Origin of the sequence: Thermococcus gammatolerans EJ3 (genome assembly GCF_000022365.1) — an archaeon.
GTDB classification, from domain to species: domain Archaea; phylum Methanobacteriota_B; class Thermococci; order Thermococcales; family Thermococcaceae; genus Thermococcus; species Thermococcus gammatolerans.
On sequence record NC_012804.1, the window covers coordinates 835,481 to 852,998 of the forward strand.

The following is a 17,518-nucleotide window of genomic DNA, read 5'->3' on the forward strand; positions in this document are numbered from 1 at the left end:
GCGATGGCATCGATTTCAGCCGTTGTCAGAAACCTCCGGCCACTGGAGGGGAGGGCATACATAGCACTGATTGGGTTCGCCCTTCTGATGAACTGGAGGAGTGCCGAGGTATATGAGCTCGTTACAGCGTTCCTGGCGGGAGTCCTCTTCGTGTGGTATGCGTTCTCGATAAACAACTGCTTCGACGTTGATACGGATTCTAAAAATCCAGTGAAGGTTAAGAAGAACCCCATAGCCTCTGGAGAGCTGTCGTTTAGTGAAGGGCTGGCGATATCTGCTCTGCTCGCGGTGACGGGGCTCGGGCTTGCACTAACCACAAATGGAACCGCGTTTGCGGTTTACGTTGCAATGCTAATCCTCGCCACACTCTATTCGGCCCCACCGAGGCTTAAAGCGAGGCCCGTAGTGGATGTGCTGTCCCACGGGCTGTTCTTCGGGGGTCTGCCCTTCATCTACGGGGCGCTCATCGATGGGAACCTTTCAGAGGCGGAAATCCTGATGGCTACGGGGATAACCCTCTACTCTTTCGCCCTCGAGCTGAGGAATCACCTCTCGGACTACGAGAGCGACCTAAGGGCTGGACTCAGGACAACCCCGATAGTCATTGGAAAAGGAAGGAGCGAGCTCTTAGTGGAGGTTTTCTCAGTCCTCGCCCTCGCGGTAACTCTGTACACCCTCAAGCCCCACCTGATAATCGCCTCCTCCCTGATGTTCGCGGGGCGCGGGCTGAGGGTTGATCAGAGAACGGTCTACCGCATGTTCGACGTGGCAATGGTTGGGGCAGTTTTAGCGGCTGGAGGGACGGCATTATGAAGAAAAGAACCCTCCTTTCAGTCCTCGCCCTCCTGTTCTCGGTAGGCTACATTGCCCATACAATAGAGGTGGAGGAACTGGGGGAGGCAATCTCGACGGCCGACCCGAGGTTTCTCCTCCTGGCTTTTGGGATGGCGTTTTCGGCTATACTTGTCTCAACTCTGAGGTGGTACATCGTCCTCAGAAAGCTCCAGAAGACGAGCTTCAGGAAAACCTTTACCGCAATTCTGAGCGGTTTCTACATGATGGCCTTCCTCCCCCCGAGTGTGGGGCACGTTGCCAAGGTGAAGCTCGTCGGAGGGGACTACTTCAAAGCATTGTCCGCCCTCGCCTTCGGGATTTTCCTGGAGGTTCTAATCATCGCCGGTATCTCCCTCCTCGTATTCGGCGCCACCAAGTGGGGTATCTTTCTGCTTGGGATTCTCTCCCTAATCCTGTTCTACGATAAAGGAGCCTATGCACTCCTCAACGGGGGGATTGCCGTAATCCAAAGGCTCAGTCCCAAGCTCGCCGAAAGGCTCGGAAACTACCTTGAGAGGACGTATTCGGGGTGGAGGTCCTCCAGAAAGGACCCAACAACCTTCACGCTGTCGCTTCTCCTCTCTGTGCTCGCGGTGCTCCTGCAGGTTGCTGGAATAATCGCCGTTGGAAGGGCCTTCGGACTTCCTGTTGGCCTGCTGGATGCCTTCAAGGCCTTCATACTCAGCACCCTTTTCGCGAGCCTGAGCGGTATCCCCTCGGGAATCGGGGCAAACGAGCTCGGTATAACCCTCGCCCTCGGCTCGTCAACGAAGAGCACGGTTGTGGCCTTCACCTACAAGTTCATCTACCAGTACCTCTGGTCGCTTGTCGGAGCGGTCGAGTTCTACAGGGTAGTGGGGGGTCGGTCATGAGGATAGCCCTCGTGAGCGACTGGTACTACCCGAAGGTCGGTGGCGTTGCGAGCCACATGCACCACCTTGCGATACACCTGAGGGAGAGGGGCCACGAGGTCGCAATCGTGACGAACGACCTCGAAACCGGGAAGGAGGAAGAGCTTGAGAAGCTGGGCATCGAGCTGAGAAAGATTCCAGGGACGGTGAGCCCAATCCTGGGCATAAACCTCACCTACAGCCTCAAATCCAACAGGGAGCTCGGCGAGTACCTGAAAGATTTCGACGTGATTCACTCCCACCACGCCTTCACGCCACTGTCCCTCAAAGCCGTAAAAGCTGGCAGAAACCTCGGGAAGGCCACGCTCCTGACGACGCACAGCATATCGCTCTCCCACGAGTCCTCGCTCTGGAAGGCCCTCGGGCTGACGTTCCCCCTCTTCAGCCACTACCTGGGCTTTCCCCACAGGATAATAGCCGTCAGCAAGGCGGCAAAAGCGTTCATAGAGCACTTCACGGACTCTCCCGTCGAGATAATCCCGAACGGCGTTGACGACGAGCTCTTCAGACCCATTAGCGAGGGGGAGAAGGAAAAAGTCAAGGAGGAGCTCGGCATTGAGGGGCGCGTTGTCCTCTACGTCAGCAGGATGTCACCGAGGAAGGGGCCTCACGTTCTCCTAAACGCCTTTCAGAGGATTGCGAGGGAGTTCGATGACGTCGGTCTCGTGATGGTCGGCTCGGGTGAGATGCTCCCCCTGCTCAAGGCCCAGGCGAAGTTCCTTGGAATAAGTGAGAGGGTTCGTTTTATGGGCTACGTCCCCAACGAGCTCCTGCCGAAGGTGTACGCGTCGGCTGATGTCTTCGTGCTCCCCTCCATAACGGCTGAAGCCTTTGGAATAGTGGTCCTTGAGGCGATGGCCTCGGGCGTTCCAGTGGTGGCGACGACTGTTGGTGGGATTCCCGAGGTGGTTGAGAGGAGCGGAAGCGGTCTTTTAGTGCCCCCAGGGGATGAACTCGCACTCGGGCGGGCCATAGGCAGAATTTTGGCGGACGAGGATTTTGCAAGGGAGCTCGGGGAAGCGGGGAGAAGGGCTGTCGAGGCAGAATACTCCTGGAAGGTCGTGGCTGGCAAGATTGAGAAGGCTTACGAGGAAGTCCTACTCCCCCCTCGGCTGAGCTACCTTTTTTAAGGGACGTTTCCAGGGAGAGACGGCGATGACGAGCCTCACGGTAGCTGAAACGTGATGAGGGGTATACTGACTGAGCCGTTAGGCTTTTATCTTCCCTTTCTTGAAGAGAAGCGAGCGATGACGACCTCTAGGGTATCTGAGTCCGTGACTTACACGGCAAAAATGATGAGAACCAAGGGCTGAGCTCACTCCTCTTCAAGCTCCTCAATTTCCTCAAGGATTTCCTCGAACTTCTTGAAGTCCTCGCTTTGTGCTAACAGCGTTATGAAGTCATCTATCTCCTGCTTTTCTAAAAACGCCCCGGCGAGGAGCTTTCCGGTGTAGCGGTTGTTCTTAATCTCCCAGAACATGTAGAACTCGGGGAAGTGCTCCTTTATCTTCCTGTAGGCGACGCCGTACTTGGAGTCCTTGAGGGGGTTCTGTTCGAGGTAGAAATGCCCGGGTTCAAGCTCAATCATGTGGAGAATCGCTCCCCTCTTTGTCCTTACAAGCTTCACCTTAACGTCCCATTCCTTCAGAACCTTCATGGAAACCACCAAAGTTTGTGGGCTCTTTAGATACTTAAGGATTCCGAAAGGAGGAAGAAAAGTTGGAAGCTCAGAGGCTCTCCAGGTACTTCGCGTAGGCCTCAGCGTCCATGAGCTCCTTGAGCTCCTCATCGAGGTTGCTCGGCTTGAGCTTGGCAATCCAGTTCTCGTAGGGGTCCTCGTTGAGGAGCTCGGGGCTGTCTTCAAGGGCCTCGTTAACCTCAATGACCTCTCCGCTGACCGGGGCGTAGACCTCGCTGACAGCTTTGACGCTCTCTATCTCACAGAGGACGTCGCCCTTGTTGACCTCCTTACCGACCTCGGGAAGCTCGACGTAGGCGAGGTCGCCGAGTTCCTTCTGGGCGTAGTCCGTTATACCAACCAGAACGGTTCCGTCGTCAAGAACCTTGGCCCACTCGTGGTCTTTCGTGTAGTAGAGGCCTTCCTTAACCTTGTATTCGCCGACTTCGATCATGAACATCACCGGAAGTTCTTCAATGAATTCAATTTAAACCTTTCTCCGGTTTTTGAGAAAGCAGGCCGTTGTCTCGAAGGTAAACCTCAATGTCAAGGACCTCCTCTGGAGAGAGCTGGAAGACACGCTTTTCCGCGTGGGGGAGCGAGGAGAGGTAGTCCTTGATAGATTTTTTGTCGGTCCCGAGCATATGGGCGGACTTTTTGAGGGCGGATGCAACGGTGCTTCTCCTGTGCTGAAAGAGGGCCTTAACGAGGTTTTCGTTCAGTTCTATCCTCTCCTTCTCCGGTTTGGGCTCGAGAACAACAACCGCGGAATCGACCTTTGGTCTGGGCCAGAACGCACCTCTGCCGATCCTTTCAACGAGCTCGACGTTGGCCTTCGCCTGAACCATCAGAGAGAGGCGGGAGTAGTTTCGGTCGCCCGGTTTCGCAATCATCCTCTCGGCAAACTCCAGCTGATAAATCAGGACGGCCCGCTCGAACTCGTGCTTCAGAAGCTTGAACGTAACGGGTGAGGAAATCTGGTATGGGAGGTTGGAGACCATCTTGTTGAATTCGGGCCACTCGACTTTGACGGCGTCGCCCTTGATGAGTTCCACATTCGGCCAGGAGTACTCCCTCTGGAGGATTTCGATCATTCTGCTGTCGGCTTCTATCGCGTACACCTTTCCGGCCTTTTTGGAGAGCTCGTCCGTTAGAACACCCAGACCGGGCCCTATTTCGAGAACTGTATCTTTTTCGCTAAGTTCCGCCCGTTTAACGTTTCTTTCAATGATATCGGGCACTATCAGAAAGTTTTGGCCGAGGGTTCTGTTCGGGCGAAGGTTGTATTTATAAATAATGGAGAAGAGACGATCCCTCATTCTCTGAAGAGCCTCCTTGATCCCACGAAGAGCCTGTACCTGTCCTTCCCCTGGAGTTCGTCAATCACTCTCTTGGCGATCATCTCGCAGGGGTCGTGAAGGCCCTTAACCCTCGATTTGAGGTCCTCAAAGCTCTTGAACGGTTCTTTTCTTCTCTCTTCGAGGATCTCCCACATCAGCTTTTTTCCTATGCCTGGCAGTAGTTCAAGGCTGTGGAGTCTGTTGGTTATTGGGGGGGCGATGTTGAAGAACTTTACAAATCTGTTCTCATTGTTTTTGACGATCTCCTTAACGACGTACGGAAGCTCGGCCTTGGCCGTCGCGGTCAGATCGTCGTAGCTTATCTTCCTGTTTATCATGAGAACCTTGTCGCGGTTTCCTTTGCCTATGAAGACCCTCTCATAGAGCATTAAATCTACCTTGGGGGTAACCTCCAGGAGCGTGAAAGCTTTCTCCCCTATAACCTGTGCAACGGGCTTGCCTGTTCGCCTGCCTGTCTTCAGATCAGTGTAGCCCTCGGGAAGGTAATCGAGCACGTATGCGTACTCCTCATACTCCTTGTTGTGCCTCTTTTTCTGGAGGCTTTCCCTATAGGGATGACGTCTTGTGTAGTCCATCTTCTCTCCCCCAGAAATTTACTCTCCAGAAGTTTTTATACTTTGTGAAGAAAAATAGAAGAGTTACTCGAGGGGTCTGTACTCGTCTATCAGGTTGATAATCTCCTCGGCCTCTTCCTTGGTGGGCATGTGCTCCTCCTTGGCGAAGATAACCCTGATGTCAAAGTAGTCCTCTGGGAGGAGGTCGACAAGCTTGGCCGCGATTCTCTCGTCGATCCAGTCGAAGAGGTTCATCAGCTTCTCCTTGAGCTCCCTAGCCTGCTCTGGCTTCAGTTTGGCAAAGCGTTCCGCGTGTTCAAGGCTGATCCTGGCCTCGTAGAACATGGGCTCCTCGGGATTCTCCTCCATCCCCTCTGCTCTGCGCTTTTCGAGGAGTTCTTTGGCTTCTGCCAGCGTGACGTAGTGTTCCTCCAGCTTTTTTCTCCCGATCATGCTCATCCCTTCTGGGGCCTGAGGTGGACCGGGTGTATGAAGAATGTCTTAACCTTGCCGCCGTCCTTTATCTCGACGATGTAGGCGTCGCCGCGCTTGCCGACGACGGTCCCGGTCCTTCCGTGGAACCTCGGGTCGGGCATTCCCCTGTGGTAACTCGGCTCTATGACAATGTGGACCTTCTGCCCGACCTCAAACTCCTGGAGGAACCTCGTGAGAGGGGGAAGGCCCCTTCTCCGCGGGTGCTTGCTGAGCTTTCCGCGGGTCTTCCTCCTGAAGCTGTGCGCCTTCTTAACCATTCCAACCACCTCTTAACGACTTCAATATACAGGTATCATCCAGCGGGACAACTTAGAGATCCAATTTTTCAGAGGGGGAAACCTTTTCGCTCCGTTTAGACTTAGGACTAACCCCCTGGGAATCACTAAAACCTACAGAGGCCCCTTTATAAATCTTTCAGTTGGAGAAAAAGAAAAGAGAACTCATCTGCGCTTCCAAAGTGCGACGAGAAGCAGAAGGAGAATGCTGATCCCAGGCCCGCAGATGCTTTTCTCGGAGGAATCCTTCACTGAGATAACCCTAACCGGTATTCCATTCGCCCTCTTGACGGTTACCTGACCCTCAACAACTTTTATGATAAGCTTCTTCTTTGTAGTAGGAGATCCAGGTATTAATTTGACATCAGTAGGTGTTGTCTTGACTTGGAAGCTGTAGGCCTCAATGGCCGGGCCTTTGGGTTTCGCTTTTAGGTTGGACACTATGGCAAAGCTCCGGAACTGTAGCATGGGCCCGGAAGAAATCGTTTCCCTCCAGAGTGCTATGAATGAATCCCCGTTTGCGCTTATCCCCTCCGGCTCTCCAAAGTTCCCAAGGAGTATCGTATCCTCCTCTTTTCCTTCTGTGACCACAGTAAAGCTATCTACAACTGTTCCCATCCTATCAGTTTTGATGAGTGCATAGGTTGTATTGAGACCATCACTGCAAGTCAGCCTGAATGCCTTGACAATCGCTGGCTGGAAAATGAGATGCCCCTCTGAAACGGTCAACACGGGTGCGGGCTCGGTTGAAGAGGTCTCTGAGCTCAAGAGGGTGACGTTTCCGCTTTTTTCAGTGCAGGTTTTCTCAGGACTCAGGGTGTACAGCCTGGCCCATGCGGTTGAGTTTCCAGTTATTGCCCCGAGGACGGTTCCGTTGGAGGAGCCCCCGAGGAAATAAACGGTATCGCCCACTGAAAGAGCCGACTTTATGAAGAACCCTTCAAGAGGGCTTATGATTTTCCATGTTCCGAGGGGATTTCCGTTTTTATCGAGAATCACGTAGTACCAGGTTTCCTCATCGTGCAGTATCAGATAGTATCCATCCTTAACCTTTCCAATCGCCGTGCTGTAAAGTTCCCTTGGACCATGAGGTATTTGGTACGCCCCTGCCCAGAGGGGGTTTCCGCTTCCGTCAAGTGCCAGTACAACCGGAGCCGTGACTCTCCCATCCCCTCCGAAGCTATCAACGTGAGTCGCAATGAGTATCTCATCCTCCATCTGCACAACATTATCAATGAACATTATCCAGCCGGGGCTTACATTGAGCAGGTAGTCCTTGGACCACCGGAGCCTTCCATCCCCCTCGAGTTTAATCACCCAGATGTCCGTGTGGTTTCCCGCGTCGCTCTGCCCGACGAGCAGGATTGAGCCGTTGGCGGTTGCCCGGAGCACTCTTGGTGAGGGTCGGAACGGAAAGCCTTTCACGTATTCACCCCACTTAAGCGAGCCGTTCGGGTAAAAATCACCAATCCAAGCCCCGGGAACCACAGGTGTTCCACTGGCGGTCATGTTGAAGGGAACAACGACAATGAAGCCTCCAGCTCCATCGCTTCCGACACCAGCTATAACCTCCGGATACGTTACAGTCCCTCTTGGCGGAGCAACTATAACAGCAGAACCGCTGACGAGAGCGGTCGTGAGCAATGCCACAAACACTGCCGGGAGGAACTTCCAATTCCGAAGCATTTTTACCACCAAGTCAACTCCGCAAAGAAAATATATAAAGATTTCCCAGAGGAATGACCCTACTCGTCAAGTATGTTTAGCACGTCGAGCCTCTCGCACCACGCCTTCTTCCCGAGCAACTCGCTAACGCTCGGCCTCGTCCTTCCCTTATCGCCGGAAACAAGTTCCTTGATGTAGAGCCCGCCGTCGGTGACGAGGCGAAGCTCAAAGTGCTTTTCGTCAACCCACCTCGCCTCGGCCTCGTGGACCCTTTTCACCCTCACTTTGTCGGCCCTCGCCTTCCTGACGCGCCAGGGCGTTCTCTGGTGTATCTCAAGGCCACTTAGCCTCCTCGCCACTTCCTCAGCCTCCTCAGGGGTTACCCCCTCCTCAACGAGAACGAGCGCGAGGTATTCCTTTCGGTGATTCTTCGTGAGAACTTCCTCGGCCTCCTTCGCCGAGACGAAGCGCAGATCGAGAACCTCCACCTTCCCGCTCGCATTTATCTCTTCCGCTACCTTTCCAAGGTCAACCCTTCTCCTCTTCGGTCTCTTAATTTCGACGATGAAGGGCCTCCCGTTGCCGAGCATTCTTACGTCCACGTCCTCCCTTCCGGCACCCTTGAAGACGCACTTGCCTTCAAATGCCTTTGAAAACGCCCTGCAGATTATAGAGGCTACGCTGTCCTTGAAGTCCGGCAAAGGGGTCTGGGGAATCCCCCTGATCAGCTTTCTGTAGCGCCCGTAAACGTAAACCGGGTTGATTTGAATTTCAACCTTGCCCGAAAACGGCTCTACTATGAAAACCACATCGGGGTTCTTCGAGGTTTCCTTCCCGGTTGCTTTTCCAAAGGCCTTGCCGAGCTCGCGGTTAAATTCTCTGTTTATCGGCTCGGCGGTCTCGATATCAAACGCCTCCCAGATTGCTTTCTCTTTCTCCTTGATTTCCTCCGGAAAGCGGGAACCCACGAGGAAAGTTTCAAATTCAATCCCTTCGCTCGCCTTTTTCATGGTCTCGACGAGCTCAGGAACCCTGTCAAAGGCACTGTGGCAGAGCTCACACTCCTCGGGCTCTTCTATCGGTTGTAACCCTCTTGCGGAGCGCTCCATGTTGAGGACGAACCTTATAGCCTTTCCACGCTCTTCGTTTGTCCCCTTGCCGAGCATTGCGAACAGTCTTCCAAGGCAGTGGTCGCAGAGTTCGTGCTTCTCAAGGATCCTTTCGGCCTTCTCGAGTATCATCTTCCCACCCTAAAGCTTTTTATTTCTCCATCCTACTTTTTCCGATGGCCACTCGGAGGGAACGGATAATAAGCCTTTTGGAGGAGCGCGACTATTCCGTAAGCGAGCTAGCCCAAGTTCTCGGTATCAGGGGAAAGGGCAGTAAAAAACTCATCTTAGAGGACCTTAAGGCGATTCAGAAGACCCTGAAGCGAGAAGGGAAAGTTCTGCTCGTCAAACCCGCCGAGTGCAGAAAGTGTGGCTTCCGTTTCAAGCCTGAAATCAACATCCCCTCCCGCTGTCCGCGCTGTAAGTCCGAGTGGATTGAGGAGCCGAGGTTCAGGATCGAGTCGAAAAGCTTATAATTCCGACGTGTTTTCTACCTTGTGAGTAAAAAGCACCTCCCACTGAGGGGTACTAATGTTCGCGGTTAGGTACCTGCTCGTGTTTACCATTGTCCTTATTTTCATCGCCCCAGGGGTCAGTGCGGCGAAGGTCGTGTGTCCAAAGGAGATCGACATGGGGAAAACCTCTGAACTTATCTGCCACGTCTATGGCAAAGGTAACGCCTCCGTGAGGGTAATCTCCATAAACGGGGTAAACCTGTCACGTTCGGGATCCTCCTATCTTTACGCGTACGATTCAAGAGGCGATTTCCTGAATAGGGGAGAATCTGGGAGTTTGCCCCTAGAGCTCAGGGTGTTTATGGGGTGGTTGATCAAGGACTCAAGTCCCCAAACAGCCGAGGGCCTTTATTGGGTATACTACAACAAGGTTAACCACGTTGGGTTTTTAATCTCAGATAAGAACGGAAGCGAGATCGTGAATGTCCCGGTGTACGTGAAAGGGAGCCCCTGGAAGGAAGTTCAATATTTCATTTACCTCGGACTCTTTGTGGGGCTCGTCCTTCTTGTCCTCTACCTGGTTTCCCTGCTCAGAGGCAGGACTAAGAGGACTGAAAGGGCCACCGAGGCTATAACCAAGGTGAGTTATTTCTTCCTTGTGCTCGGTTCGACCAAAATATTCAAGGTCTTCGCCGCTGGTCTCGTTTACTACCTCGGCAGAGCCGCGTCTGAGGTTCTTGCCGATCTTGTTCTGAGCTGGTCATCGGTGATACTTGGTGTGCTGATTTTAGTAACTCTTGATATAGCACGAATGAGCCCTGAAAACAGAAAGCAAATGTGGCTGACCGGTATGGAGTGGATCCCGGTTTCATTATACATGATGAGCATTAAAATGAGCCTCCTCAGCTTTCTTTTCCTGATGGTTTATCTGGCGCTGGTTAGGGTAAGGCCTCTTGCCGAGGGTATGAGAAGGGTTTCTCTCCTGGCTTCGCCACTGTGGGCGTTTCTCCTTTACGGATATGTTGGAGGGGAGGCGGTGTTTTTGGGTCTCCTACTGTTTTTATCCCTGCTCTACCCTTACTTGGTTCACGTTATCGTCCCAACGGAGGACGAGGAGTTCGTGGAGGAGAATGGCATCATAAGGGTTTACACTACTTCCAACGTGGTCACTGAGAGTATACCGGTTGAAAATGAGGCTCTTTTGATAGATGATCCCAAGAAGACGAGACCACTGAAGACCGAACCTCCAACTGTTAAAGAACTCGTGGTTCGATTTGATAGGGTAATAAAAAGCATGGAGTTTGATGACAAATCCCTCCAGAAAGTTCAATCTTCCGTAGAATCCTCGGATACTCCCTCAGATGAACCTTTGGAGCCATATCGGGTCTTTAGCGTTGAGCATTACAGAGAGTACCTAGAAATGTAGCGGAATAAAGAGAGGCAGTTCAGTCCTCCTTAGCCTTGACGAGGATTATGTCGCCTATTGCAATAACACGCTCGTAGGGTATTCCAACCTTTTCTCCCGGAAGTGCGAGGGCGAGAACCCTTCCGTAGCCCGTGTCTATCTCTATCAAAACCTCGTCAACGTAACCAACGTAGTTCCCCTTTGTGTTGTAGATCTGCTTTCCGTATATCCTCGACAGTCTCATGACCATTTAAACCACCCCCTGAATTCTGCTTTTCAATCGTATTTAAGGTTTCGGTTTTGCGAAGAGCAGCCTCGCGGCGGCACCGGTAACCACACCTATCATCCCGAGGAAACCTATGAAGACGGTTACCATAAAAAGGCCTATGCTGTTCCCTGGGAGATCTAGGGCGCCAGCTATGGCCATTACCGTTATTGTTCCAGCGAAGTAGAGGGGACCGGAGAGAAGGACATCCAAGACACCGCAGGGGTCGGGGTAAAGGACTATCAGCAGGGAAATCAGTATAGCAATGAAAATTGCCCCCTTGCCAAAGCTGACGACTGGGGAAAGGAGGACAAGTGCAAAGACCGTCCCGAGCCCGGATAGATAGCTCAGGGCGGAGGTTCTGAAGTTAAAACGGCTTCTCGAGAAGATCCACCCTAGTGGAATCATGAAGAGTAAATAGATCCAGAGTACAGTTTTGACGTCTGTCAGGTCGGGGATTCCCACGACCACAAAGATGAAGGCGAGGAGTGCACCAACTCCGGCCCCCGCTACGGCTTTAAAGAGTTTCTCCAACTTCATCTACCTCCCACAGCCTTTATCCTGATCCTACTACCGTCCCTCAGGTTGAGGGTTTCCCTGAGGTTTACAGGGGCTATTATCTCAGCTATCTTTGGTGGATGAACGCTCCGGGAGGGAACCACGATAGCCCCCTCTACATCCTCTACTCTCACTGGATAAGCCTTAACGTCTCCGAAGGTTCTGCCGTCCCGAACGAAGCCGGGGATGAGGATTGGTCTAACATCAATTAGGGCGTCGAATATTGTCCGGGGAAAGAGCACTTTCACGTTCAACGTCCCCGGAAATGGATCGAAGCCGAGGTACTCCCTTATCCTGTCCCTGTAAAGCCGGACGTAGTATGAGCCCTCTCCGAGGCCCGAGACAACCTCTCCGATGATGAGGCCGCAGTAGAGGGCCTTTTCAAGCCTTTCGTGGAGCTCTTCGAGGATTTCCAGCCCCTTTTCTGTCAGGCCAAGACGTGTCTTTCTGCCGGAAGTTTCCCTGGAGATCAGGCCCTCCCTTTCCATTTCCCTGAGGAGCCTGAGGATGCTCTGGGGTGAGGTGTTGAGCCGGGAGGCAAGTTCCCTGAGGGTTACTTCCCTCTTCCGTCCGATCGCACCTAATTCAGCCAGTTCAATCAGAAGCTCGATTCTCTCGCTCATTTCGCTTCCCCTTGGAGAGTTCGTCCGCCAGCTTCAGCGGTAGTGGGTAGCCTCCTCGGCTTAAAGCCTTAACTATCTTCACGGCGGAGGGGAGGTCTATAAGGTGTCCAACGCTTACATAGGCTTTGCCAACCTTTGCCCAGGAGCCCTCAGGAGTATTCCTGAGGAGTCTCTTTGCTATCCCTATGGTGGGCACGTTTAGAATCAGACCGATGTGAGAGGCCAGACCGTATCCCCTTGGATGTGCCCGTCCGTGTCCCTCAACTAGTAGAACGTCAGGCCTCTCTTTTCCGATGGCCATGAGTGCAGGTTTAGTTTCGCGGAGAAAGAAGAAAGTCGGGATGTAAGGGAATCTCACAGTCGTTTCAATTGTTCGAGCTTTTAAAAGCCTGCACTCAGGAAAACTGCAGAGGACGAAGGCGCTCCTGGCTTTCTCTCCCTTGTACGAAACGTCCACCGCCCCGACTGTTGAGACGTCATCGAGAGGCAGTGGCCTCTCTACTATCTTCCTGGCCAGTTCAAGTTGAACCTCCGCGATTCTCTTAAGGAGTTTATCCATCTCCAATCGCCGCTCTCAGCTTTTCCTCAAGACTCCTGTTGAGTTTTGCCCTCGTGAGGTCTTCGAGGGTTCTTTCTAGTGCGTACCTGGCCTGATCCTGCTTTGCCCTGACGTTCACAACGCCTTTGGGGTACTCCAGCGTCATAAGTTCACCGTACAGCTTCTCCATAAACTCGTACACGCTCTCGGCTCTCTCTATCTCCCCCCGGAGGAGCAGATGAAGGAAGTGTCTCCTCAGTTCCCCTATGAAGTCGCCGAGACCGAGGAGGTAATCGGCCTCGGGGACTCCAAGATCCCAGGGAGAGGGCAGCTCCTCCTCCGTCAGATACGCCAGTAAAAGATTGGCCTCGACGAACTCCTGGTGGGCGCTCTGGACGTAGCCAGAGTAGTAGAGCATTGGGTAGGGAGATAAGAGATCTTTAAGCTCGTCAACGAGATTTCCCGCCAGTTTAAGCCTTTTCCGGGCTTTCTCAATCTCTCCTCTGTGGAGGGCCTTGACGGCGTCGCCGCTCAGCCTTACGATTTCTCGCGTCATCCTTAGGGCCTCCTCCCTGGCCCCATCCACTTCATCGAGCCTTTTCCTTATGCCTTCTATTATCTCCTCGATCTTCATGTTCCCACCGACTCATTTTGGAAAAAGAACTTATAAGGGCCCCGGCATTGTTTTATAGTGGTTGTGTGAGAGCAAGTGCCGGGGGAAGGAAGATGAGAAAGGTTGAGGAGTTCATGAAAAGGCATAACCTTGAAGTGGGCGATCTCGTGAGGCTTGTCAAGAGGGAAGGGGACGAGAAAATTACCTTTGAGGGCCTCGTGATGCCACCCTACGAGCTTTCGCCCGGCGAAACGCTGACGATAAAGCTCGACAACGGCTACAACGTCGGCGTTCTCATTGATGCAATCGAAAGCGTTGAAATCCTTGAGAAGGCCGCTGAGAAGCCGAAGATGGAGTTCAAGGAGGTCCTTCCGAGGAAGAAGGGCCTCCCAAACGTCAGGATTCTTGGAACCGGAGGAACGATAGCGAGCAGGATTGACTACAAGACAGGTGCCGTTCATCCTGCCTTCACAGCCGAAGAGCTCGCGAAGGCCGTCCCAGAGATATTCGAGATGGCCAACGTTACGCCAAAGCTCATAATGAACATCCTCAGTGAGGACATGAAGCCTGCCTACTGGGCGAAGATAGCGGAGGAAGTTGCAAAAGCCCTTAACAGTGGAGAAGACGGCGTTGTAATAGCGCACGGGACGGACACGATGGCCTACACTTCCGCTGCTTTAAGCTTCATGCTGAGGAACCTCACGAAGCCGGTTGTCCTCGTTGGGGCCCAGAGGAGCTCCGACAGGCCGAGTAGCGACGCGGCCATGAACCTCACCTGTGCCGTTAAGATGGCGACGAGCGACGTCGCCGAGGTCATGGTGGTGATGCATGGCGAGACGAGCGACACCTACTGTTTAGCTCATAGGGGAACCAAGGTCAGGAAGATGCACACCAGCAGGAGAGACGCCTTCAGGAGCATCAACGACGTCCCGATAGCAAAGATATGGCCGAAAGGGGGAATAGAGTTCCTCAGGAACGACTACAGGAGAAAGAGCGAGGGAGAAGTTATAGCGGACACGAAGATGGAGGAGAAAGTTGCAATCATGAAAATCTACCCCGGAATCAGTGGTGAGCTCCTCGACTTCCTCGTTGATAAGGGCTACAGGGGCGTTGTCATAGAGGGAACCGGTCTCGGCCACGTTCCGCAGGATTTCATCCCCCACGTCCAGCGCGCGGTCGAGGAGGGCGTTGCCGTCTGTGTGACCAGCCAGTGCCTCTACGGCAGGGTCAACCTCAACGTCTACTCCAACGGCAGAAAGCTCCTGAAGGCTGGAGCCATACCCTGTGAGGACATGCTTCCAGAGACGGCCTACGTCAAGCTCATGTGGGTCCTCGGCCACACCGATGACCTAGGCGAGGTAAGGAAGATAATGCTGACGAACTACGCCGGCGAAATCACGCCCTACACGAGGTACGACACGTTCCTGAGGTGATGAGTGTGGGCATTAAAGCAGTTTATAAAAATGGGGTCTTCAGGCCTTTAGAAAGCGTCAAACTACCCGAGGGAACAGAGGTTGAGGTCATAGTGAAGAGCGCCGGTCCAATCCTGAGGAAATACGCGGGCATGTTGAAGAAGAGCGAGCATGATTGGGAGGCAGAGTACTATGAGTACATCGAGGAAAGAGCTGGCGGTAGTTGACAGCAACGTGTGGGTTGAAGTCCTCAGTGGAAACCAGAGGGCAGTTGAACTCCTTGACAGAGTCAGCAGAGAGTGCAAGCTGTGTATAACTCCCACCATCTATTCGGAGGTTTCCTTTGTCATTCTTGGCCATCATTTCACCTCCAAAACAGGAAAAAAAGGAACCTATGCACTCAAGAAAGAACTGAAAAGAGACCCCTCACTTTATGAGATTGTTGATACCTTCGACAGCCTACTCGATGAGCTCCACATTGCTGGATTGCTCGAGTTCTTGGAAGAAACTGAGGAAGTTGTCAGGAAGAGCAGGGACTTACGGAAAAAATATGGTCTCCTGCCCAATGATGCCTTAATACTTGCAACTTGTGAAGTATATGGAATTTCAAAATTGGTCACCTTCGACGATGACTTTTTGAGAACCAATCTGGAGGTGTTAAGATGACCGAGAAGTTCGATTACAAAGAGCTCGGCCTTAAGGTCGGCCTTGAGATTCACAGACAGCTCGATACCAAAAAGCTGTTCTCGCCCGTCCCGAGTGAGCTGACTGAGAAGGTTGACTTCACCTTTGAAAGGCGCCTCAGACCCACGATGAGCGAGCTCGGCGAGATAGACCCCGCGGCACTTGAGGAGTTCAAGAAGGGAAGGAAGTACATCTACGAGGGCAACTACGAGCTGAGCGACCTCGTTTACATGGACGAGGAACCGCCGAGGGGGCCTGACAGGGAAGCCCTTGAGGTTACCCTCCAGATTGCCTACCTGCTGAACGCCAAGCCCGTTGACGAGGTTCACTTCATGCGTAAAATCGTCATCGACGGCTCGAACGTCTCCGGCTTCCAGAGGACGGCGATAATAGCGCTCGATGGGAAAGTTGACACGCCTTGGGGAAGCGTTGGGATCCCGACGATATGCCTTGAGGAGGACGCCTGCAGAATCGTCGAGAGGAAGGAGAAGGAGGTAATCTACCGCCTTGACCGCCTCGGTATTCCGCTCGTTGAGATAAGCACGACCCCAGACATACACCACCCGGAGCAGGCCAAGGTGGTCGCTAAATACATCGGCGATGCCCTGAGGGCAACTCGGAAGGTCAAGCGCGGTCTTGGAACGATAAGGCAGGATTTGAACGTCTCGATTAAAGGTGGCGCCCGCGTTGAGATTAAAGGTGTGCAGGAGCTCGACATGATTCCGCTCATCATCGAGAGGGAAGTGGAGAGACAGCTCAACTTACTCAAAATCCGCGACGAGCTCCGCGAGAGGGGCGTTAGGCCCGAGGACATTAAGGAGGAGTTCTACGACGTTACCGACGTCTTCGAGAACACTGAGTCTAAGATAATCGCGCGGACGATAAAGAAGGGCGGGAATGTTTTGGCCGTCAAACTGCCGAAGTTCAGGGGTTTAATCGGCAGAGAAATCCAGCCCGGCAGGAGGCTTGGCACCGAGATGGCCGACAGGGCGAAGAAGTACGTGAAGGGCATCTTCCACATCGATGAATTACCGAATTATGGAATTACAGAAAAAGAGGTTAATGCAGTTATTGAAAAACTCGGCCTCGGAGAGCTCGACGCCTTCGTGCTGGTTGCCGCCGATGAGGAGACTGCGAAGAAAGCCCTCCGCGAGGTCATCAAGCGCGCAAGGGAAGCTATCGAGGGCGTCCCAGAGGAGACGAGGAGGGCCCTGCCGGACGGAAACACCCAGTACATGCGCCCGCTCCCCGGAAAGGCGAGGATGTACCCCGAGACTGACATACCCTCGATTTTCATCCCGCCTGAGGAGAAAGAGAGGATTAAGGCAAACCTCCCAGAGCTCCCGCAGGAGAGGGTCGAGCGCTACGTGAAGGAGTACAGGATTGACAAGAGCTTGGCCGAGACCCTCGTTAACGACGAGCGCGACGAGCTCTTCGAGGAGCTCGTGAAGAAGGGCGTAAAACCCTCGCTGGCCGCTTCAATCCTCGTGGTCGTCCTCAAGGGCCTCAAGAAGGAAGTTCCAATTGAAAACATCACGGACGACCACATCAGAGAGGCCTTCCAGCTCTACACCGAGGGCAAGATAGCCAAAGAGGCCTTCGAGGAGATATTCAAGGAGCTCGCACTCCACCCGGAGAAGAGCGCCGCCCAGGTGGCAGAGGAGAAGGGACTAACCCTGCTCAGCGAAGAGGAAGTTGAGCGCATCATAGACGAGGTCGTCCAGCAGAACATCGAGGTCATCAAGGCGAAGGGCATGGGAGCGATGGGCATGATAATGGGAAGGGCAATGGCGAAGCTTCGTGGAAGGGCCGACGGCAAGCTCGTGAGCACCCTGGTGAGAAGGAAGATTCAGGAGCTGAGCTAAAGTTTTAAGTTTCTTTTCTTACTTTTCTCTCAATGGTTAAGATGAGTCCTTCAGGGTTCTTCTGGAATGCTTTCATGTTTGCCCTATTAGGTTTTAGGTTTCTCAGGCAAATTAAAGAGAACTGGAATGGTCAGAGCATCGGCTCCTCATCACGACTCAGAGTGAGGGAAATTGCTCATCATCCCCGAGGTGGTTTGGGGTTAGGCTTTTAAAAATCT

22 protein-coding genes are annotated in these 17,518 nt (G+C 53.1%); 9 read left to right on the forward strand and 13 right to left on the reverse strand.

Annotated elements, in window-relative coordinates:
• The first annotated feature begins 3 nt into the window (after window positions 1-3).
• Genes TGAM_RS04585 through TGAM_RS04595 form a run of 3 tightly spaced genes read left to right on the forward strand, consistent with a single transcriptional unit; the run spans window position 4 to window position 2,875 of the window.
• Complete coding sequence (locus TGAM_RS04585; protein ID WP_048811136.1) at window positions 4-813, forward strand: UbiA prenyltransferase family protein; 810 nt, start codon at window positions 4-6, stop codon at window positions 811-813.
• Window positions 810-1,706 carry a lysylphosphatidylglycerol synthase transmembrane domain-containing protein gene (locus TGAM_RS04590; RefSeq protein WP_015858517.1) on the forward strand — a complete coding sequence of 299 codons (897 nt, stop codon included), beginning with the start codon at window positions 810-812 and terminating at the stop codon, window positions 1,704-1,706. Before TGAM_RS04585 ends, TGAM_RS04590 begins: the two co-directional genes overlap by 4 nt.
• Window positions 1,703-2,875, forward strand: coding sequence for a glycosyltransferase family 4 protein (locus tag TGAM_RS04595; RefSeq protein ID WP_048811137.1), 1,173 nt, complete (start codon window positions 1,703-1,705; stop codon window positions 2,873-2,875). The genes TGAM_RS04590 and TGAM_RS04595 overlap by 4 nt, the downstream gene beginning before the upstream one ends.
• A 185-nt stretch (window positions 2,876-3,060) precedes the next feature.
• On the opposite strand, the gene TGAM_RS04600 is transcribed toward TGAM_RS04595, so the two are convergent.
• The 8 genes from TGAM_RS04600 to TGAM_RS04635 all read right to left on the reverse strand — a co-directional run bounded on the left by TGAM_RS04600 (window position 3,061) and on the right by TGAM_RS04635 (window position 9,014).
• Window positions 3,061-3,402: a DUF7132 family protein gene (locus tag TGAM_RS04600; protein ID WP_048811138.1), complete on the reverse strand. Its 342-nt coding sequence runs from the start codon at window positions 3,400-3,402 to the stop codon at window positions 3,061-3,063.
• Between the two features lie 70 nt (window positions 3,403-3,472).
• A complete protein-coding gene (gene gcvH, locus TGAM_RS04605) occupies window positions 3,473-3,877 on the reverse strand; it encodes a glycine cleavage system protein GcvH (RefSeq protein WP_015858520.1) in 405 nt (134 codons plus the stop codon).
• Window positions 3,878-3,905: 28 nt separating this feature from the next.
• A complete protein-coding gene (rsmA, locus tag TGAM_RS04610; protein WP_015858521.1) occupies window positions 3,906-4,742 on the reverse strand; it encodes a 16S rRNA (adenine(1518)-N(6)/adenine(1519)-N(6))-dimethyltransferase RsmA in 837 nt (278 codons plus the stop codon).
• A complete protein-coding gene (locus TGAM_RS04615; RefSeq protein ID WP_015858522.1) occupies window positions 4,739-5,359 on the reverse strand; it encodes a DUF655 domain-containing protein in 621 nt (206 codons plus the stop codon). The genes rsmA and TGAM_RS04615 overlap by 4 nt, the downstream gene beginning before the upstream one ends.
• A gap of 63 nt (window positions 5,360-5,422) precedes the next feature.
• Complete coding sequence (locus TGAM_RS04620) at window positions 5,423-5,791, reverse strand: RNA polymerase Rpb4 family protein (protein ID WP_015858523.1); 369 nt, start codon at window positions 5,789-5,791, stop codon at window positions 5,423-5,425.
• 2 nt (window positions 5,792-5,793) lie between these two features.
• Window positions 5,794-6,090, reverse strand: a complete 297-nt coding sequence (locus TGAM_RS04625) for a 50S ribosomal protein L21e (RefSeq protein WP_015858524.1) — start codon at window positions 6,088-6,090, stop codon at window positions 5,794-5,796.
• Window positions 6,091-6,273: 183 nt separating this feature from the next.
• On the reverse strand, window positions 6,274-7,794 hold the full coding sequence (locus tag TGAM_RS04630) for a CGP-CTERM sorting domain-containing protein (protein ID WP_048811139.1): 1,521 nt from the start codon (window positions 7,792-7,794) through the stop codon (window positions 6,274-6,276).
• Window positions 7,795-7,853: 59 nt separating this feature from the next.
• Entirely contained in the window at window positions 7,854-9,014 is a 1,161-nt protein-coding gene (locus tag TGAM_RS04635; RefSeq protein ID WP_015858526.1) for a tRNA pseudouridine(54/55) synthase Pus10, read from the reverse strand.
• Window positions 9,015-9,058: 44 nt separating this feature from the next.
• On the opposite strand from TGAM_RS04635, the gene TGAM_RS04640 reads away from it, so the two are divergent.
• A complete protein-coding gene (locus TGAM_RS04640; RefSeq protein WP_048811140.1) occupies window positions 9,059-9,358 on the forward strand; it encodes a transcriptional regulator in 300 nt (99 codons plus the stop codon).
• A gap of 55 nt (window positions 9,359-9,413) precedes the next feature.
• The gene (locus TGAM_RS04645) at window positions 9,414-10,763 is read left to right on the forward strand and encodes a hypothetical protein (RefSeq protein ID WP_015858528.1); all 1,350 of its coding nucleotides are present in this window, start codon (window positions 9,414-9,416) and stop codon (window positions 10,761-10,763) included.
• Between the two features lie 19 nt (window positions 10,764-10,782).
• On the opposite strand, the gene TGAM_RS04650 is transcribed toward TGAM_RS04645, so the two are convergent.
• Genes TGAM_RS04650 through TGAM_RS04670 form a run of 5 tightly spaced genes read right to left on the reverse strand, consistent with a single transcriptional unit; the run spans window position 10,783 to window position 13,360 of the window.
• Window positions 10,783-10,992, reverse strand: coding sequence for a PRC-barrel domain-containing protein (locus tag TGAM_RS04650; protein WP_014121397.1), 210 nt, complete (start codon window positions 10,990-10,992; stop codon window positions 10,783-10,785).
• A gap of 36 nt (window positions 10,993-11,028) precedes the next feature.
• Window positions 11,029-11,547: a hypothetical protein gene (locus TGAM_RS04655; RefSeq protein ID WP_015858529.1), complete on the reverse strand. Its 519-nt coding sequence runs from the start codon at window positions 11,545-11,547 to the stop codon at window positions 11,029-11,031.
• Window positions 11,544-12,188 carry a DUF120 domain-containing protein gene (locus TGAM_RS04660; RefSeq protein ID WP_015858530.1) on the reverse strand — a complete coding sequence of 215 codons (645 nt, stop codon included), beginning with the start codon at window positions 12,186-12,188 and terminating at the stop codon, window positions 11,544-11,546. Before TGAM_RS04660 ends, TGAM_RS04655 begins: the two co-directional genes overlap by 4 nt.
• Window positions 12,160-12,747 (reverse strand): endonuclease V, encoded by a 588-nt coding sequence (locus TGAM_RS04665; protein WP_048811141.1) that lies wholly within the window; start codon window positions 12,745-12,747, stop codon window positions 12,160-12,162. The genes TGAM_RS04660 and TGAM_RS04665 overlap by 29 nt, the downstream gene beginning before the upstream one ends.
• Window positions 12,740-13,360 (reverse strand): translin family protein, encoded by a 621-nt coding sequence (locus tag TGAM_RS04670; protein WP_015858532.1) that lies wholly within the window; start codon window positions 13,358-13,360, stop codon window positions 12,740-12,742. Before TGAM_RS04670 ends, TGAM_RS04665 begins: the two co-directional genes overlap by 8 nt.
• Before the next feature lie 92 nt (window positions 13,361-13,452).
• Here TGAM_RS04670 and gatD point away from each other — a divergent pair, with 92 nt between their 5' ends.
• From gatD to gatE, 4 genes are read left to right on the forward strand one after another with little or no spacing between them, the layout of a single operon-like run.
• Complete coding sequence (gene gatD / locus TGAM_RS04675) at window positions 13,453-14,772, forward strand: Glu-tRNA(Gln) amidotransferase subunit GatD (RefSeq protein WP_015858533.1); 1,320 nt, start codon at window positions 13,453-13,455, stop codon at window positions 14,770-14,772.
• The gene (locus tag TGAM_RS04680) at window positions 14,772-14,978 is read left to right on the forward strand and encodes an antitoxin family protein (protein WP_048811142.1); all 207 of its coding nucleotides are present in this window, start codon (window positions 14,772-14,774) and stop codon (window positions 14,976-14,978) included. Before gatD ends, TGAM_RS04680 begins: the two co-directional genes overlap by 1 nt.
• Window positions 14,923-15,417 (forward strand): type II toxin-antitoxin system VapC family toxin, encoded by a 495-nt coding sequence (locus tag TGAM_RS04685; RefSeq protein ID WP_238516257.1) that lies wholly within the window; start codon window positions 14,923-14,925, stop codon window positions 15,415-15,417. The genes TGAM_RS04680 and TGAM_RS04685 overlap by 56 nt, the downstream gene beginning before the upstream one ends.
• Entirely contained in the window at window positions 15,414-17,300 is a 1,887-nt protein-coding gene (gene gatE / locus TGAM_RS04690) for a Glu-tRNA(Gln) amidotransferase subunit GatE (RefSeq protein ID WP_015858536.1), read from the forward strand. The genes TGAM_RS04685 and gatE overlap by 4 nt, the downstream gene beginning before the upstream one ends.
• Window positions 17,301-17,518 lie beyond the last annotated feature (218 nt).

Bases quoted from the DNA above. Each gene is read 5' to 3' on its own strand.
- TGAM_RS04685 (WP_238516257.1), top strand. From the start codon at position 14,923: ATGATTGGGAGGCAGAGTACTATGAGTACATCGAGGAAAGAGCTGGCG.
- gatE (WP_015858536.1), top strand. From the start codon at position 15,414: ATGACCGAGAAGTTCGATTACAAAGAGCTCGGCCTTAAGGTCGGCCTT.
- TGAM_RS04665 (WP_048811141.1), bottom strand. From the start codon at position 12,747: ATGGATAAACTCCTTAAGAGAATCGCGGAGGTTCAACTTGAACTGGCC.
- TGAM_RS04680 (WP_048811142.1), top strand. From the start codon at position 14,772: ATGAGTGTGGGCATTAAAGCAGTTTATAAAAATGGGGTCTTCAGGCCT.
- TGAM_RS04625 (WP_015858524.1), bottom strand. From the start codon at position 6,090: ATGGTTAAGAAGGCGCACAGCTTCAGGAGGAAGACCCGCGGAAAGCTC.
- TGAM_RS04595 (WP_048811137.1), top strand. From the start codon at position 1,703: ATGAGGATAGCCCTCGTGAGCGACTGGTACTACCCGAAGGTCGGTGGC.
- gatD (WP_015858533.1), top strand. From the start codon at position 13,453: ATGAGAAAGGTTGAGGAGTTCATGAAAAGGCATAACCTTGAAGTGGGC.
- TGAM_RS04660 (WP_015858530.1), bottom strand. From the start codon at position 12,188: ATGAGCGAGAGAATCGAGCTTCTGATTGAACTGGCTGAATTAGGTGCG.
- TGAM_RS04640 (WP_048811140.1), top strand. From the start codon at position 9,059: ATGGCCACTCGGAGGGAACGGATAATAAGCCTTTTGGAGGAGCGCGAC.
- TGAM_RS04630 (WP_048811139.1), bottom strand. From the start codon at position 7,794: ATGCTTCGGAATTGGAAGTTCCTCCCGGCAGTGTTTGTGGCATTGCTC.
- TGAM_RS04620 (WP_015858523.1), bottom strand. From the start codon at position 5,791: ATGATCGGGAGAAAAAAGCTGGAGGAACACTACGTCACGCTGGCAGAA.
- TGAM_RS04615 (WP_015858522.1), bottom strand. From the start codon at position 5,359: ATGGACTACACAAGACGTCATCCCTATAGGGAAAGCCTCCAGAAAAAG.
- rsmA (WP_015858521.1), bottom strand. From the start codon at position 4,742: ATGAGGGATCGTCTCTTCTCCATTATTTATAAATACAACCTTCGCCCG.
- TGAM_RS04655 (WP_015858529.1), bottom strand. From the start codon at position 11,547: ATGAAGTTGGAGAAACTCTTTAAAGCCGTAGCGGGGGCCGGAGTTGGT.
- TGAM_RS04635 (WP_015858526.1), bottom strand. From the start codon at position 9,014: ATGATACTCGAGAAGGCCGAAAGGATCCTTGAGAAGCACGAACTCTGC.
- TGAM_RS04670 (WP_015858532.1), bottom strand. From the start codon at position 13,360: ATGAAGATCGAGGAGATAATAGAAGGCATAAGGAAAAGGCTCGATGAA.
- gcvH (WP_015858520.1), bottom strand. From the start codon at position 3,877: ATGATCGAAGTCGGCGAATACAAGGTTAAGGAAGGCCTCTACTACACG.
- TGAM_RS04600 (WP_048811138.1), bottom strand. From the start codon at position 3,402: ATGAAGGTTCTGAAGGAATGGGACGTTAAGGTGAAGCTTGTAAGGACA.
- TGAM_RS04590 (WP_015858517.1), top strand. From the start codon at position 810: ATGAAGAAAAGAACCCTCCTTTCAGTCCTCGCCCTCCTGTTCTCGGTA.
- TGAM_RS04585 (WP_048811136.1), top strand. From the start codon at position 4: ATGGCATCGATTTCAGCCGTTGTCAGAAACCTCCGGCCACTGGAGGGG.
- TGAM_RS04645 (WP_015858528.1), top strand. From the start codon at position 9,414: ATGTTCGCGGTTAGGTACCTGCTCGTGTTTACCATTGTCCTTATTTTC.
- TGAM_RS04650 (WP_014121397.1), bottom strand. From the start codon at position 10,992: ATGGTCATGAGACTGTCGAGGATATACGGAAAGCAGATCTACAACACA.